This window comes from Achromobacter sp. FW305-C-30-7 (genome assembly GCF_058783105.1).
Window position 1 is genome coordinate 95,686 of the sequence record NZ_JBYSYI010000003.1, and the last position, 14,616, is coordinate 110,301.

The following is a 14,616-nucleotide window of genomic DNA, read 5'->3' on the forward strand; positions in this document are numbered from 1 at the left end:
GTCATCCCATGAGCACATCTGTACCGTCGTCAGCGGCCGCGAACATCCACAACCAACGCGCGCAGGCTGTGCGCGAATTCATCGCGCACGCGCGGCGGCTGGCGCCCGACGCCGCCAGCACCACGCGCGAACAATTGGCCCAAGTGGCAACGCTGCTGGAGGCGCTGGGACGGCGCCGGGAACTGTTCCCGGAGGAGGCGTTTGCCGTGGTCCCGGGCAGGCCGACCGCCATCTACCGGCTGGCCGAGGACCTGGACGGCGGACATGCCTTGTACTTGTCTCTGGGCGCGCCGGGCAAGGCCCAGCCGCCGCACGACCACACGACCTGGGCCATCATCGCCGGCGTGCAAGGCAACGAGCGCAACGAGGTCTATGCGCGCGAACGCAGTGCCGATCCCCTGCGCGACGTGCTGAGCCACGTCAAGCGCGTGGATGTGGCGCCTGGCAGCTCCATCGTGCTGGGGCCGCAGGACGTGCACACGATCGAACTGGTGGGTGACGAACCCGGCGCGCATCTGCATTTCTATGGGCTGGCGCTGGACCGCCTGCATGGCCGCGTGGTGTTCGAGAGCACCGCGGGCGGCACGTACCGCACATTCTCGCCGCCTGCGGCGATCTACCATGCGCGCATCTCCCCTCAATCCCTGCAGGACGAATTGCGCGGCGTGGGCGAGATCGCCTTGCTGGACGTGCGCGAAGCCGGCCGCCATGCGCGCCGCCATCTGCTGCACGCGGTGCCCGCGCCCTTATGGCGCCTGGAGCTGCTGATCGACAGGCTGGCGCCGCGCCGCGATGCACGCATCGTGCTGGTGGATGATAACGAGACGCTGGCGCACCAGGCGGCGGCCAAGCTGGCGCGCCTGGGTTGGACCGACATTTCGGTGCTGGCCGGCGGGACGGACGCCTGGGAGCGGGAAGGGCGCGAATTGTTCTCCGGCACCAATGTACCCAGCAAGGCGTTCGGCGAAGTCATCGAACACGAGAAACGCACTCCCTGGATAGACGTGGACGAACTCGACGAGCGCGTGGCGCGCGGCGACAACATCGTGGTGGTGGACAGTCGCACGCCGGAGGAATTCCACAACTTCACGCTGCCCTTCGCGCACAGTCTGCCCGGGGCGGAACTGGTCTATCGCATCCGCGAGCTGGCGCCGGACCCTGGGACCTTTGTGGTGGTGAACTGTGCGGGACGCACGCGCAGCATCGTCGGCGCGCAGACGCTGATCGACGCCGGCATACCCAACCGCGTGGCGTCGCTGCGCAACGGCACCATGGAATGGCTGCTGTCGGGTCGCGAACTGGCCCATGGCAGGCACGCCGCGCTGCCGGAACCGGGAACCGAGGCGCTGGCGGCGGCCCGCCAGCAGGCGGCCGATGTTGCGCGCCGCGCGGGCATTGCGCATATCGATACCGCCACCTTGCAGGCATTCGAGGCGGACCAGGGCGCGCGCACGCTCTACAGGTTCGATGTGCGCACCCGCGAGGAGTACGAGACCGGCCATCTCGAAGGCTGGCGCTGGGCGCCCGGCGGCCAGCTGGTGCAGGCCACGGACGAGTACCTGGCGACGCGCCGCGCCCGCGTGGTGTTGGCGGATTGGGACGGCGTGCGCGCCTTGACCACCGGCGCCTGGCTGGCGCAGTTGGGCGCGGTGGAGGTCTATCTGTACCGACCTCCAGCGTCGGCCGCATTGCAGAGCGGGCCCGAGCCGCGGCGGGTGCTGCGGCATCGGCCAGACGCGGGCGGGTGGCGGCCGCAAGCCTTGCGCGCCGCGCTGGATAGCGGTCAAGCCGTGCTGTTCGACATCGATACCCGGGTCGCGTACGAGCGCGGCCACGTGCCGGGTTCGCGGTTCGCGGCGCCGGACCGCGTTGCCGAGTTCCTGCCCGAGGATAGTGGACGGACCGTCGTGCTGACCTCCGCCGACGGCGTGCTGGCCAGCGTTGTGGCGGCCGAGCTGGCGTGGCGCAGCCAGCGGCAAGTGCGCTACCTGCTGGGCGGCACGCGCGCCTGGACGGCGCAAGGCCTGGAACTGGCGCGTGGCGCGCAAGACGTGCTGACCGGGGACGACGACCACAGCGTCAGCCCCTATCTGTTCGAGGATCTGGCTGCGCGGGATCAGGGCTTCCGGGACTACCTGGACTGGGAGCTAGGGCTGGTGGCGCAGCTGGAGCGCGAAGGCAGCCAGGACTTCCGGCTGATCGGGCGGGAATGAGCTGATAGGCTGGCGGGTGCCGGCCTCAGGGCGTGGCGCCTTCGATCGCGGCCATCAGGTCATCCGGATGCACCATCAGCTCACGCGCCTGGCATAGCGTCGGGTACTGCTGCAGCACGCCGGTCCATTGCGCCGATTCCAGCAGCAGGCGCCAGACCGGCTCCAGGGTTTCCGGGGCCGCGTCCAGTCCCTGCGCCAAGCAGCCGGCGTAGTCCAGGCTGGGTTGGGCGGATAGCAGCTGCATGCGGCTGGCGGCGCTGAGCAGGCGCGGAATGGCATCCGCCGGGCCGTCGCAGAAATAGAGCACGCGGGTGTCGAGCCCTGGGCCGTCGGCGGGCAGCGCGCGCAGCGATGCGCCGCGCAGGGGGATGCGGCCCTGGCGCGTGCTGAAGGCATAGTCGGTGTGAGGGTCCGCGTGCGCCAGCAGGCGCAGGCCGCGCAACAGGCGCGGGAAGTCGGTGGCGGCGGCGTCGGCCGAGGCCTTGGCTTCGAGCAGCAGGTACAGATCCCAAGCCGGCGGCGCATTGGCGTCTTCCGTCTTGCGGAGCAGGGCGGCGTCCCATTCGCTCTTGGCGCGTTCGGCGTTGGCGGGCAGCGACGGCGGCACGCGCATGGAGGACACGGCCTGGTAGCTGTCTGGGCCATCGGCGTCGTTGAGGCGGCGGGCCAGGGCTTCCAGCGCCTGCAAGGCCTGCGCTTCAACGGCGTCGCCGCGCAGCCGCGACGCGTTGCCTTCAGCAAGGGCAGTGGCGCTGCCCGGACGCGGGCCCTGCCGTTCCCACAGCGCGCGGTAGCGGCGCACGTCGGCATCGGCGGCCAGGACGTCCAGTCGTTGCAGATGCGCCAGCGCTGGGCTTGCGAGCAGGCGGTCGAGGACGGTTGAGGCTGCGGCGGGCTGCGATTCGGCAGGCAGGCTCAGAAGACGACGCGCGGCTTCCGGCAATGCCGTCCATGATTCGGATGCTGCCGCCGCCTGCAGGGCCGCCATGGCCTCGCGCGCCGCGCCGACTGGCATGCGTTCGATCCTGGCGGGATGGGCGATGGCGTTGGCGGCGGCGATGACCTCACGGCGGTCCTGGGCGGCGCGGGCGGCCAGGGAGGCGTACTCGCGCACGGGAGCCAGGCGGTGCCGCAACAGCATGGCCTGGAACACGGGATCGCCGTCGGACTCGCGCATGGCGTCGCGGATCAGGCGCGCCAGGGCATCGAGAAAGGCCTGTTTGATGGCGGGCGGGGGGGGGGCCGGTTTCTAGCGACAGGCGGGCCTGTTCGATGGCGACGGCCAGCGCGGTGGCGGGCGGGGCGCCCTCGACAGCTATCTTGGAAACGGCCGGCACGCGATAGCGCCGGGCGGTGCGGCGCAAGACGGCGTCGAGCAGGGACAGGGAGGCAGGCTGGGGCATGGCGCCCCAAGCCTACCGCGATGCCGCCGGCGCGGCAAACGCGCCGCGCCCAGTCCTGCTGCGGCTTACTTGAACAGCGCGGCGTTCTCTTGCAGGGCGGTGTCGGCGCACTGCGCGTCCAGGTTGCCGCCGGGCGCGCCCGCCACGCCGATGGCGCCGATCACGGCGGTACCGGCCTTGACGGGCACGCCGCCGCCCAGCACCAGGAAGCCCGGGATGTCGGTCAGGGTGGCCGCGGCCGGGTTCTTCTGCACGTTTTCCAGCATGGTCAGCGTCGGGGTCTTGGCCGACGCGGCGGTGAATGCCTTGGCGCGGCTGGCTTCGATGGTGTGCGGGCCGGCATTGTCCGAGCGGGCGAAAGCCTTGAGCAGGCCGGCGCGGTCCACCACCGAGGCGCTGACGTTGTAGCCCTTGGCCTGGCAGGCGGCGACGGTGGCCGTCGCCAGCTTCTGCGCGTCGGCCATGGACAGGTTGCTTTCGGTGAGCACGGCGGCATTGGCGGCGCCGGCGCAGGCGAACAGGGTGGCGAAGGCGATGAGTTTGGGCGACATGTCTGTGTCCTTAGTGGGTCGGTGACAGGAACAGACAGCTTAAGGATGGCGGCCGATCCGCGGTATTCGGTCGGCTACGCTGGGGGCTCCGTAGGGCTACGGAGGCGGACTGCGCAAGGCTGCTTGCAGCGTGCGCGGGCGTTAGCCCAGCAGCCCCGCGTATTCGCGGATCAGCCCGGCCAGGTTTTCCGCTTCCAGCTTGGCGAAGACATTGGCGCGGTAGGTCTCGACAGTGCGCGGCGACAAGTCGAATTCGCGCGCGATCTCCTTGTTGCTGAGGCCCTGGACGACGCGTTCCAGCACGTCGCGTTCGCGCCCCGACAACTTGTCCAGGCGTTCCTGCGCGGCCTGGGTCACCGCGAGCTTCTCGCGGCTGGCGATGTGGGTGCGCACGGCGGCCTGCACGGCGTCGAGGAAGACGTCGTCGTCCACCGGCTTTTGCAGGAACTCCATGGCGCCGCCCTTGAAGGCGCGGCGGCACAGGTCCACGTTGGCGTGACCGGTCAGCATGACCACCGGCAGGTCCGATTGTTCGGCCAGCCGGCTCAGCACGTCCAGGCCGCTGATGCCGGGCATGCGAATGTCCAGCACCACGCAGCCGATGGCCTGCGGATGCAGCTGGGCCAGGAAGGCCAGCGGATCGCCGTGACCCTCGCTGCGCAGGCCGACGCTGCGCAAGAGCAGCGCCAGGCCGTCGCGCACGGCGTCGTCGTCGTCGACCAGATATACCAGCGGGGATTGTTCGAGCATGGGAATGTCCTGCGTAGTCATGCGGCGGCGCCGGAGCGCGGCAGGCTTACCGTGAAGCAGGCGCCTGCCGGGCTGAGATTGCGCGCGGCGATGCGGCCGTCCATGGAGCCGGCCAGCGTTTCGCACAGCGCCAGTCCCAGGCCCATGCCTTGCGGCCGTGTGGTGTAGAAGGGGGCGAACAGGCGCGGCAACGCGTCGGCGGCGATGCCGGGGCCGGTGTCGCTGACGCTGAACAGGTAGTCGTCGCCTTCGACGCGGCCTGCCAGTGAAATCTGGCGCGGGCCCGCAACGCCAGCCAGGGCATCGGCGGCGTTCTGCACCAGGTTATGCAGGATCTGCTCCAGGGCCACGCGGTCGCCCAGCGGGCGCACGCCGGGACTGGCGTTGTGCCAGCTCAGCCGTATGCCCTGCCGCGCCAGTTCGGCTTCGCGCAGGAAGCGCAGCGATGCCACCAGCGCGTCGGGATCCAGCGCTTCGCGGCGGGCGGGCGAACTGGGCTGCACCAGGGCGCGCATGCGGCTGATGATGTCGGCGGCGCGTTTGGCCTGTTCGGCGCTGGCCAGTAGCGCATGGCGCACGGCAGGCCGTTCTTCTTCGTCGTCCAGCAGGCGCTCGGCGGCGCGGGTCTGGGCCAGGATGGCGGTCAGCGGCTGGTTCAGTTCGTGGGCGATGCCGGCGGCCATTTCGCCCAGCGTGCTCAGGCGCGCCATGGCGCCCAGGCGCAGTTGCTCCTGCTGGCGGCGGGCCTGGGCGCGCGAACGCTGCCAGGCGGCGGCGCCGGCCACCAGCAGCGCGCTGGCCAGACCCCAGGCCAGCCAGGTGGCCCAGGGCCAGACCCCCGGGGTCAGCTTGCGCGTGCTGCGCATCTGGAAGGGTTGGCTGGCCGCGCCCAGCGGCTTTTGCAGGGCCAGCGGCCAGCCCAGGACGCCGGCGTCGGGCTGCTTGTCCAGGAGCGGTAGCGGCGTCTGGTCCACGGTCAGGGTCAGGTTGGCCAGCCCGGAAGGAAAGTCGGCGGCGGGCACCAGTTGGCGGGCGTCCAACAGCAGGCTCCAGCCTGAAGGCGCCACCAGCCAGTAGCGGGCATTGTCCACCGGCAGCGTCACCGGGCGCGCCAGGCCGCGCGCGCGTTCGACGGCGGCTGCAAGGCCGGCAGGTTCCGCCACGCTGCCGCTCCAGGCGCCGCCAGGCAGGTAGCCCAGCCCCAGCAACTGCGGCATGGCAGGTTGCAGGCTGGGATACAGGCGTTCGGGAGCCGGAGGATGGGAGAGGGCGGCCAGGGTCGCCAGCACGGCTTCATGCTGCACCGTCTTCTGGCTCAGCATGCGCTGTGCCACGCTGGTGCTCTGGGTGAAGCGCTCGTACTGGTCGACGTAATCCTGCCGCCCGATCCACAGGGCGCCGAGGGCGAACAGGACCAGCCAGCAGAAGAAGGCGCGTGCGCGCGATAGGGGATTCACGCCTGAAATTATGCCTTGCGGCCGGCGCGGGCAGGAATCCGTAGGGCTACGGAGGGCTGGCGCTTACGCGGCCAGCCGCTGGGCATGCGGGTCCGGCGCCTGCGAACTGGCCGCGAGCGCGATCTGGTAGAGCGCCGCCACCAGGTCCGATTGCGTGACCAGTCCGACCAGGTTGCGCGCTTCATCCAGCACCGGCACGCAATGCAGGCTGTCCGACATGGGGCGGGCCAGCTCGATGGCGGGCAGGCCGGGGGTAGCGAAGGGAACTTCGCTGCGCATGCAGTCGGCCACCAGCAGGTCGGGCGCGGCGTCCGCGTCCGCCACCACGGCCGCCAACCGGCTACGGCGCGCGAGCACGTCGCCCTGGCTGACCATGCCTGCGTAGCGCCCGGCCGAATCGAGCACCGGCAGCGCCTGCAGGCGGTGCTTGTCGAACAGGCGCACGGCGTAGTCCAGCGGGTCCTGGGCCTGCACCGTCACCACGTCGCGCGACATGATGTCGGCGCAATGCACGTCGCCGAAGCGGCGCACGCTGGCGCGCATTTCCGCGGCCAGCACGATTTCTTCCAGGTCTTCCTTACTGATGTCCAGCAGCTCGCCGCGCTGCGTGAGCGCGTCGTCCAGGTCGGCCAGGCTGAAGCCCAGGCGGGCGCTGGGCGCCAGGTCGCGCGTGTTGTGGCCCGCGGCCGCGTCGGCGTGGCGGCGCGGATAGTTGCGCTTGAGCGCGCCATTGAAGACCACGGCGATGCACAGCAAGATGGCGGAGTTCAGCGCCACCGGCCACAGCGCGAAGCCGTAGCCCAGGCTGGCGACGCTGGGGCCGCCCAGCACGGCGGTCAGCGCCACCGCGCCGCTGGGCGGATGCAGGCAGCGCAGCGAGAACATGGCGCCGATGGCCAGGGCCACCGCCGCAGCGGCGGCCACGCCAGGCACGGGGATGAATTGGGCGCAGAACACGCCGATCAGGGCCGATACCAGGTTGCCGGCCATGATGGACCAAGGCTGGGCGAGCGGGCTGGCGGGGGCGGCGAATAGCAGCACCGCGGAGGCGCCCATGGGGGCGATGAACCAGGGGCTGGCGTCGCCCAGCGCGTGGCGGCCCACCCATTCCGTGCAGAACAGGCCGAGCAGCGCGCCCAGCACGCCGTAAAGTTTCTCGCGTCCGTTGACGCCCACCGGCGCTGGCGCGAACGAGCCCAGCCAGCGCTTTATTGCTACACCCAAAACGATCTCCTCGCGCATCGATATGTCGCGGGGCGACAATTTATCACGCGGGGACTGGCGGCGCTGAATAAGCTTATGCAGCCAGGCGGGTTCAGGCGTCGCCGGGTTCGTCGCCGATGCGGGTCAGCAGGCGCGTCAGCAGCGGGCGCATGGCGCGCAATTCTTCCAGGTGCGAGGCCGACAGGTCTTCCAGCATGCGCTCGGCGCGGGCGGTCAGCACCACTTCGACGCGGCGGCCGTCCTCGGGGTCGGCTTCGCGGCTGACCAGATCCAGGCGCGCCAGCCGGCCTACCAGTTCGGCGGCGGTGTGGGGACGGATCAGCAGGCGTTCGGCGATTTCGCCCACATACAGGCCGCGGCGGCTGGGCGTGCTCTTGCGGGTGCCTTTGATGGCGAGCAGGGCCTGGTGCTGCTGCGGCATCAGGTCCAGGCCGGCGGCGGCGTTTTCGCTGAAGGCGGCAAAGCGGCGCAGCGCGTAGCGGAAGTCGGCCAGCAGTTCGTAGTCCGTGGCGGTCAACTGGGGAGGGGGCGGGTGCTGTTTCACCCGACCAATTCTAATATATGTCGTGATACGATATATATGACATTTCGCAAATCCCTGCGAGATTCTTCCTCCCTTCGAACATGCCTCCCACTTCTTCCTCTGCCCGGGCCGCGCTGCGCCTGGGCGACTTCACCACGGACAAGCGCGTGGTTCTGCTCATGGGCCTGGCCATTCCGGTCGGCCTGGCCAGCGTGGCTGCGGCCTGGGCCTTGCTGCGCCTGATCGCGCTGTGCACCAACCTGGCTTATCACCACCAGTTCTCGTTCGCGGACATGCCGATTACGACGGGGCAACTGGGGCTGGCCTCGGTCGCCATTCCCGTCGTGGGCTGTCTCATCATTGGTCTGATGGCGCGCTATGGCTCAGAGAAGATCCGCGGCCACGGCATTCCGGAAGCCATGGAGGCCATCCTGATCGGCAAGAGCCGCATCCAGCCCAAGGTGGCGGTGTTGAAGCCGGTGTCTTCCGCCATCTCCATCGGCACGGGCGGCCCGTTTGGCGCCGAGGGCCCCATCATCATGACGGGCGGCGCCATCGGCTCGCTGCTGGCGCAGACCATCCACCTGGACGACGGCGAGCGCAAGACCCTGCTGGTGGCCGGCGCCGCCGCGGGCATGACGGCCATCTTTGCCACGCCGCTGGCGGCGGTGCTGCTGGCGGTCGAGCTGCTGCTGTTCGAATGGAAGCCGCGCAGCTTCCTGCCGGTGGCCATGGCCGCGTTGGTGGCGGCGGCCACGCGCGCCTTCGTGCTGGATGCCGGACCGATCTTCGCCTACGCCGGCGCGCTGTCGTTCACGCCCGCGCATCTGCTGGCCTGCGCCGTCGTAGGCGTGCTGGCGGGCCTGGGGTCGGGCGTGCTGACGTCCATGGTCTACACCGCCGAGGACCTGTTCGAAAAACTGCCTCTGCACTGGATGTGGTGGCCGGCCTTTGGCGGCCTGGTCATCGGCATCGGCGGGCTGATCGAGCCGGCGGCGCTGGGCGTGGGCTATGACAACATCCGCCATCTGCTGGCGGGCGATCTGGCGTTCCAGGCCGTGCTGCTGTTGCTGGTGGTCAAGGTCATCATCTGGTCCGTCGCGCTGGGCTCGGGGACCTCGGGCGGGGTGCTGGCGCCGCTGCTGATATTCGGCGGCGCGTTGGGCGCGCTGGCGACGCCTCTGCTGCCGCAGGCCGATCCGGGCTTTTGGGCGTTGCTGGGCATGGCCGCGATGATGGGCGGCACCATGCGCGCGCCGCTGACCGCGACCTTGTTCGCGGTGGAGCTGACCGGCGACATGGGTGCGCTCTTGCCGGTGCTGGCGGCCTGCGTGTTCGCGTATGGGGTCACCGTGCTGCTGCTGAAGCGATCCATCCTGACCGAGAAAATCGCGCGGCGCGGCCACCATATCAGCCGCGAGTACCGCGTCGATCCTTTCGACTTGCTGCGCGTCAGCCAGGTCATGACCACGCCGGTCGAGACCCTGCCGGCCGACTGGACGGTGGCGCAGGCCATCGCGCATTTCACGACGGCGCAGCCGGTGCATACCAGCTACCCGGTGCTGGACGCGCAAGGCGTGGTGGTGGGCGAGGTCACGCGCGCCGACACCCTGGCCTGGGCGATCGACGACGAGCAGTCCGGACGCACGCTGGGTGATGCCCTGCAAGGCCGCGACCTGGTGTACGGCCATCCCGAGGAGCTGGCCAGCCAGATCGCCGACCGCATGGCGCTGACCGGCGCGGGGCGCGTGCCCATCCTGGACCGGGCCAACGGCCGGCTGGTGGGCATCGTGGGGCGCAAGGACCTGTTCCGCTCGCGCGCGCGGCGGCTGCGCGAGGAAAGCCAGCGCAACGCCTACTTCCGCCGCACGCCTTCAGCGGGCCGCTGAGACCCGCAGTTCCCACAAGACGTCCAGCACGTGCCGGGTGGCTTGCTCCACTTGCCCGGCGCGGTGCGCGATGCCCAGCGGACGCCATAGTGCGGGCCGCAGCGGGCGCATTTCGATGCGCGGATCCGGCTGCGGCGCGGTGGCTTCGTGCGGCAGCAGGGTGGCGCCGTAGCCCGCGGCCACCAGGCTCTTGATCGCGTCGTTGTAGTTCAGCTGGATACGGGCGCGCGGGTTCAGGCCCGCGGCAGCGAACCATTCTCCGGTCAGGCGCGACAGCCGCGTGCTGGCGTCGTTCAGGATCAGCGGCCGTTCGGCCAGCCAGGCCGGCGTCAGGCGCGCGGGCGCCTTCCAGCTTGCGGGCAGGAAGGCCATGACCGGGTCGCGCCGCCACGGGCGCAGCACCAGACCTTCCAGCGGCGGCTGGGGCAGAGCCACCAGGCCCACATCCAGAGAGCCGTCGACCAGGCGCAACAGGGTCTCCTGGGAAGTCAGCACGGCCACCTGCACGTCGATGCCGGGATGATTGCGCCCCAGCGTTTCCAGGGCCTGCGGCAGCAGATGGGCGATGGCGCCGGTGGAGGCGCCCAGCCGCACGCGCCCGGCCAGCCCCTGCACCTGCCGCTGCACGTCATCCAGCGCCTGGTCGGCGTCGGCCAGCAGGCGGCGCGCGCGCTCCAGCAGGGTTTCGCCAATGGAGGTGGGCCGGACCTGGCCGCGCTTGCGCGTGAGCAGCGGCGCGCCGATGCGGGCCTCCAGGTCGGCCACGTGCAGGCTGATGGTGGGCGGCGCCAGGTGCAGCGCGCGGGCCGCGTCGGCGAACGAGCCCAGGTCGGCGATGGCGACCAGGGTGCGCAGGCGGTCCAGGCTGATTTCACGCATGACGGTCTCGTTCAGGAAAGCTGAATTGGACAGTCATGATATTCGACTTTTGTTATCTACGATCTGGACCGATGATGAGGTCCTGCGCCCGGAACCTTCCGGCGCCCCCTTTGATCCAGGACGCAAGCGCCATGACCCATCCTCTAGTTTTCATCGACGGCGACCAGGGCACCACCGGCCTGCAGATCCACGAACGCCTGAATGGGCGCACGGACCTGCGGCTGCTGACGCTGCCCGAGGCGGAACGCAAGGACCCGCAGCGCCGCGCGCAGGCCATCAACGGCTGCGATATCGCCATCCTGTGCCTGCCCGACGAACCCGCCCGGCAGGCCGCCGCTTCCATCGTCAATCCCGCAGTCCGGGTGATAGACGCCAGTTCCGCCCACCGCACGACGCCAGGCTGGGTCTACGGTTTCCCGGAAATGAATGCGGAACAGGCCGGGCTGATCGCCCAGGCCCGGCGCGTGAGCAATCCCGGCTGCTATCCCACGGGCGCGATTGCCTTGCTGGGTCCGTTGCTGCGGGCGGGGCTGGTGCCGGCCGACTATCCCGTGGTGATCCATGCTGTGTCGGGGTACTCCGGCGGCGGCCGCGCCGCGGTGGACGCCTACGAGGCCGCGGATGGCAGCGGCGGACCGGCGTTCCAGCTCTATGGGCTGGGCTTGGCGCACAAGCACACGCCGGAAATCGAACGCCATGCCGGCCTGACGCAGCGGCCGGTGTTCGTGCCGGCCTATGGCGCCTATCGCCAGGGCATCGTGCTGACGGTGCCGCTGCAGTTGCGCCTGCTGCCTGAGGGCGTGGACATGCAGCGCCTGCACGCCTGCCTGCAACAGCATTACGAGGGCGCGCGGCACGTGCAGGTGGTGGCGCCGCAGGAGGCGGCCGCCCATACCCACCTGGATCCACAGGCCTTGAATGGCACCAACGATCTGCGCCTGGCGGTCTATGGCAATGCTCGGGAGGGACAGGTGCTGCTGACGGCGGTGTTCGACAACCTGGGCAAGGGCGCGTCGGGCGCGGCGGTGCAGAACCTGGACCTGATGCTGGCCGCGATCAGGTAGTGCGCGGCGGTAAGAGCCTGCGTGGCCAGCTCTGGCTCACGCAGGGTCCGCCAGCGTCTCCACCACCAGGCGGCGCAACCAGACCGTGCCGGGGTCGCTTTCGAAGCGCGCGTGCCAATGCACGGTCACGGACAGCGGCGGCAGGACGATGGGCAATGGACGTATCTGAAAGGCGTCGTCCCGGTTGAACCAGATCGCCGCCCGCAGGGGCAAGGTCATGGTGAGATCGGTGCGCCGCACGATCTCGGCCGCCGCTGAAAAATGCGGCAAGGTCAGATACGGCCGGCGCGGCAGCCCGGCCTCGCTCAGCACGTCGTCCAGCAAGCGGTGGGCGCTGGCGCGCGAGGCCACCAGGATGTGGTCCAGCCGCTTGAACTGGCTGCGCGTCAGGCCGGCCGACAAGACCGGATGGCCGCGCCGTCCCATGCAGGTGTAGCGCTCGCTGAACAGTTCGGCATGGCAGGTTTCGCTGCCCAGCCCGGCCAGGTTGCCGATGGCGAGATCGACCTCGCCTTCCTTGAGCGCCTGCGGCAGCCGTTCCAATGGAATCTCCAATACCTCGACTTGCAGGCGCGGCGCCAGGGCGTGGATGCGTTCCATCAGTGACGGCAGGAACACCATTTCGCCGATATCGGACATGGACAGGCGGAAGCGCCGGGTGCTGCTGGCCGGCTCGAAGCGCTGCCGCAGGCTCACGGCTTCGGCGAAGCTGTTCATGCCGCGTTCGATGGGTTCGGCCAGGGCAAACGCCACCGGCGTGGGCTGCATGCCGGACGCGGTGCGGGCAAACAAGGGATCGTCGAACTTTTCGCGCAGGCGCGCCAGCGCGTAGCTCACGGCGGGCTGCGTCAGGTTCAGGCGCTGCGCCGCCCGGGTGACGCTGCGCTCGTGCAGCACGGTCAGGAAAACCCTCATGAGGTTCAGATCGAAGTCCATGCATGCCTCTCATATCAGCCTGATTTATAAGATAAATAATATCCATAAATTTGACATATAAATAGTTGATTCCTAGACTAATTTCAAAGGGCTGGGGCAACGCTTGCCGATGGCCGCAACACAGGGGAAGCACCGCCATGCATGCGTTGACACTGCCGTCGTTGTTGCTGGAACAGGGCGCCCGTTGGGGCGAACGGACGTGGGTGCAGGCGCCGGGCGGCTCGCTGCGCTATGGCGATGCGCCCGATCATGCGGCGGCGTGGGCGGCGCGCCTGGCCGCGGCCGGCGTCGCCAGGGGCGACCGGGTCGGCTTGATGGCCGGCAACCGGCATGAATTCCTGTCCATCGTGTTGGGCTGCGGCTGGCTGGGCGCGGTGGTGGTGCCCATCAACACGGCGTCGCGCGGCATGCAGTTGCAGCACATCCTGGCCAACAGCGGTTGCCGGTTGCTGGTGGCCGACGCCGCGTCCTGTCCCGCGTTGGCGGTACTGGACACGCAGTCCCTGGCCTTGAACCGCATCTGGCTGCTGGACGGGGATGCCGACGCGCTCCCGGTCCCGTCCAGCGCGCCGCCGCCCGCCCCGGACACGCCGCTCCCGCCGGCGGCCGACGTCGGGCCGGGAGATACCCTGGCCATCCTGTACACCTCGGGCACGTCCGGCCTGTCCAAGGGCGTGTGCTGTCCGCACGCGCAGTTCTATTGGTGGGGCAGGATCGCCGCGCGCAATCTGGAAATCACCGACAGCGATGTGCTCTACACGAGCCTTCCGCTTTTTCATACCAATGCCTTGAACGCCTGCTTCCAGGCCCTGGTCACGGGCGCGACCATCGTTTGCGATGAACGCTTTTCGGCCAGCCGCTATTTCGACCGGCTCGAGGCCACGGGCGCCACGGTGACCTATCTGCTGGGCGCCATGGTGCCCATGCTGTTGGCGCAGCCGCCTGCCGCGGCCGAACGGCGCCACCGTGCGCGGATTGCGCTGGCGCCAGGAGTACCCGAACGCTTCCACGCGGCGTTTGCCGAGCGCACCGGCATCGCGCTGCTGGAAGGCTACGGCTCCACCGAGACCAATTTCGCGCTGGGCGGCACGCTGGCCGGACAGCGCCCAGGCACGATGGGTCGCGCCGCGCCCGAATTCGACGCGATGGCGGCCGACGAGCACGACGCCGCAGTGCCCGACGGCACGCCGGGCGAACTGCTGCTGCGCGCGCGCATGCCGTTCGCCATCGCCACCGGCTATTTCGGCATGGACGACAAGACGGTGGACGCATGGCGCAACCTCTGGTTCCACACAGGGGACCGCGTGGTTCGCGACGCGGACGGCTACTTCCGCTTCCTGGACCGCATGAAGGACGCGATCCGCCGGCGCGGCGAGAACATTTCCTCGTACGAGGTGGAGCAGGTGCTGCTGGCGCATCCATCGGTTGCTGCCGTGGCGGTCTATGCGGTGCGTTCGGAATTGGCCGAGGACGAGGTCATGGCGGCGCTGGTCTACAAGGCCGGGCAGGCCGTCCCGCCTCAGTCGCTGCTTGATTTCTGCCAGCCTCGCATGCCGTATTTCGCCGTGCCGCGCTATCTGCGCGTGCTGGACGACCTGCCGCGCACCGAGAACGGCAAGATCCGCAAGTTCCAGTTGCGGGATGAAGGTATCACTGGCGACGCCTGGGACCGGGACGCCGCCGGCTATCGCGTGGCGCGCTGAGCGCCATGGTTCCATTCAAAACAT

Annotated in this window: 11 protein-coding genes and 1 pseudogene; 4 read left to right on the plus strand and 8 right to left on the minus strand. The window is 69.6% G+C overall.

Translation table 11 applies throughout. From position 1 onward, the window contains the following. Nucleotides 1-8 precede the first annotated feature (8 nt). Nucleotides 9-2,213, plus strand: a complete 2,205-nt coding sequence (locus AC3WOB_RS11185) for a rhodanese-like domain-containing protein (RefSeq protein WP_492275023.1) — start codon at nt 9-11, stop codon at nt 2,211-2,213. A 25-nt stretch (nt 2,214-2,238) separates the two neighbouring features. Here the strand turns inward: AC3WOB_RS11185 and AC3WOB_RS11190 are convergent. The 6 genes and pseudogenes from AC3WOB_RS11190 to AC3WOB_RS11215 all read right to left on the minus strand — a co-directional run bounded on the left by AC3WOB_RS11190 (nt 2,239) and on the right by AC3WOB_RS11215 (nt 8,142). After that, nucleotides 2,239-3,616, minus strand: a pseudogene (locus AC3WOB_RS11190) (3-deoxy-D-arabino-heptulosonate 7-phosphate synthase). Nucleotides 3,617-3,681: 65 nt separating this feature from the next. Continuing rightward, nucleotides 3,682-4,167: a GlcG/HbpS family heme-binding protein gene (locus tag AC3WOB_RS11195; protein WP_492275024.1), complete on the minus strand. Its 486-nt coding sequence runs from the start codon at nt 4,165-4,167 to the stop codon at nt 3,682-3,684. Between the two features lie 141 nt (nt 4,168-4,308). Further along, on the minus strand, nt 4,309-4,917 hold the full coding sequence (locus AC3WOB_RS11200; RefSeq protein ID WP_492275025.1) for a response regulator transcription factor: 609 nt from the start codon (nt 4,915-4,917) through the stop codon (nt 4,309-4,311). 17 nt (nt 4,918-4,934) lie between these two features. After that, complete coding sequence (locus AC3WOB_RS11205) at nt 4,935-6,374, minus strand: sensor histidine kinase (RefSeq protein WP_492275026.1); 1,440 nt, start codon at nt 6,372-6,374, stop codon at nt 4,935-4,937. A gap of 63 nt (nt 6,375-6,437) precedes the next feature. Beyond that, nucleotides 6,438-7,616 carry an HPP family protein gene (locus AC3WOB_RS11210; RefSeq protein WP_492275027.1) on the minus strand — a complete coding sequence of 393 codons (1,179 nt, stop codon included), beginning with the start codon at nt 7,614-7,616 and terminating at the stop codon, nt 6,438-6,440. Nucleotides 7,617-7,689: 73 nt separating this feature from the next. After that, nucleotides 7,690-8,142, minus strand: a complete 453-nt coding sequence (locus AC3WOB_RS11215; protein ID WP_492275028.1) for a MarR family winged helix-turn-helix transcriptional regulator — start codon at nt 8,140-8,142, stop codon at nt 7,690-7,692. An 80-nt stretch (nt 8,143-8,222) separates the two neighbouring features. Between AC3WOB_RS11215 and AC3WOB_RS11220 the strand changes: the two genes are divergently transcribed. Next, entirely contained in the window at nt 8,223-10,010 is a 1,788-nt protein-coding gene (locus AC3WOB_RS11220; protein ID WP_492275029.1) for a chloride channel protein, read from the plus strand. Here the strand turns inward: AC3WOB_RS11220 and AC3WOB_RS11225 are convergent. Further along, entirely contained in the window at nt 9,996-10,889 is an 894-nt protein-coding gene (locus AC3WOB_RS11225; RefSeq protein ID WP_492275030.1) for a LysR family transcriptional regulator, read from the minus strand. The genes AC3WOB_RS11220 and AC3WOB_RS11225 overlap by 15 nt on opposite strands. Before the next feature lie 131 nt (nt 10,890-11,020). Between AC3WOB_RS11225 and argC the strand changes: the two genes are divergently transcribed. Beyond that, nucleotides 11,021-11,953, plus strand: coding sequence for an N-acetyl-gamma-glutamyl-phosphate reductase (gene argC, locus AC3WOB_RS11230; protein ID WP_492275031.1), 933 nt, complete (start codon nt 11,021-11,023; stop codon nt 11,951-11,953). Nucleotides 11,954-11,989: 36 nt separating this feature from the next. Here argC and AC3WOB_RS11235 read toward each other — a convergent pair whose 3' ends face one another. Continuing rightward, a complete protein-coding gene (locus AC3WOB_RS11235; protein ID WP_492275032.1) occupies nt 11,990-12,889 on the minus strand; it encodes a LysR family transcriptional regulator in 900 nt (299 codons plus the stop codon). 80 nt (nt 12,890-12,969) lie between these two features. Between AC3WOB_RS11235 and AC3WOB_RS11240 the strand changes: the two genes are divergently transcribed. Then, on the plus strand, nt 12,970-14,592 hold the full coding sequence (locus AC3WOB_RS11240) for an ATP-dependent acyl-CoA ligase (RefSeq protein WP_492275343.1): 1,623 nt from the start codon (nt 12,970-12,972) through the stop codon (nt 14,590-14,592). The last annotated feature ends 24 nt before the right edge of the window (nt 14,593-14,616 follow it).

What these genes read in the sequence shown, in the direction of transcription:
- argC (WP_492275031.1), top strand. Translation starts at nt 11,021, where the DNA reads ATGACCCATCCTCTAGTTTTCATCGACGGCGACCAGGGCACCACCGGC.
- AC3WOB_RS11195 (WP_492275024.1), bottom strand. Translation starts at nt 4,167, where the DNA reads ATGTCGCCCAAACTCATCGCCTTCGCCACCCTGTTCGCCTGCGCCGGC.
- AC3WOB_RS11235 (WP_492275032.1), bottom strand. Translation starts at nt 12,889, where the DNA reads ATGGACTTCGATCTGAACCTCATGAGGGTTTTCCTGACCGTGCTGCAC.
- AC3WOB_RS11185 (WP_492275023.1), top strand. Translation starts at nt 9, where the DNA reads ATGAGCACATCTGTACCGTCGTCAGCGGCCGCGAACATCCACAACCAA.
- AC3WOB_RS11225 (WP_492275030.1), bottom strand. Translation starts at nt 10,889, where the DNA reads ATGCGTGAAATCAGCCTGGACCGCCTGCGCACCCTGGTCGCCATCGCC.
- AC3WOB_RS11220 (WP_492275029.1), top strand. Translation starts at nt 8,223, where the DNA reads ATGCCTCCCACTTCTTCCTCTGCCCGGGCCGCGCTGCGCCTGGGCGAC.
- AC3WOB_RS11200 (WP_492275025.1), bottom strand. Translation starts at nt 4,917, where the DNA reads ATGCTCGAACAATCCCCGCTGGTATATCTGGTCGACGACGACGACGCC.
- AC3WOB_RS11210 (WP_492275027.1), bottom strand. Translation starts at nt 7,616, where the DNA reads ATGCGCGAGGAGATCGTTTTGGGTGTAGCAATAAAGCGCTGGCTGGGC.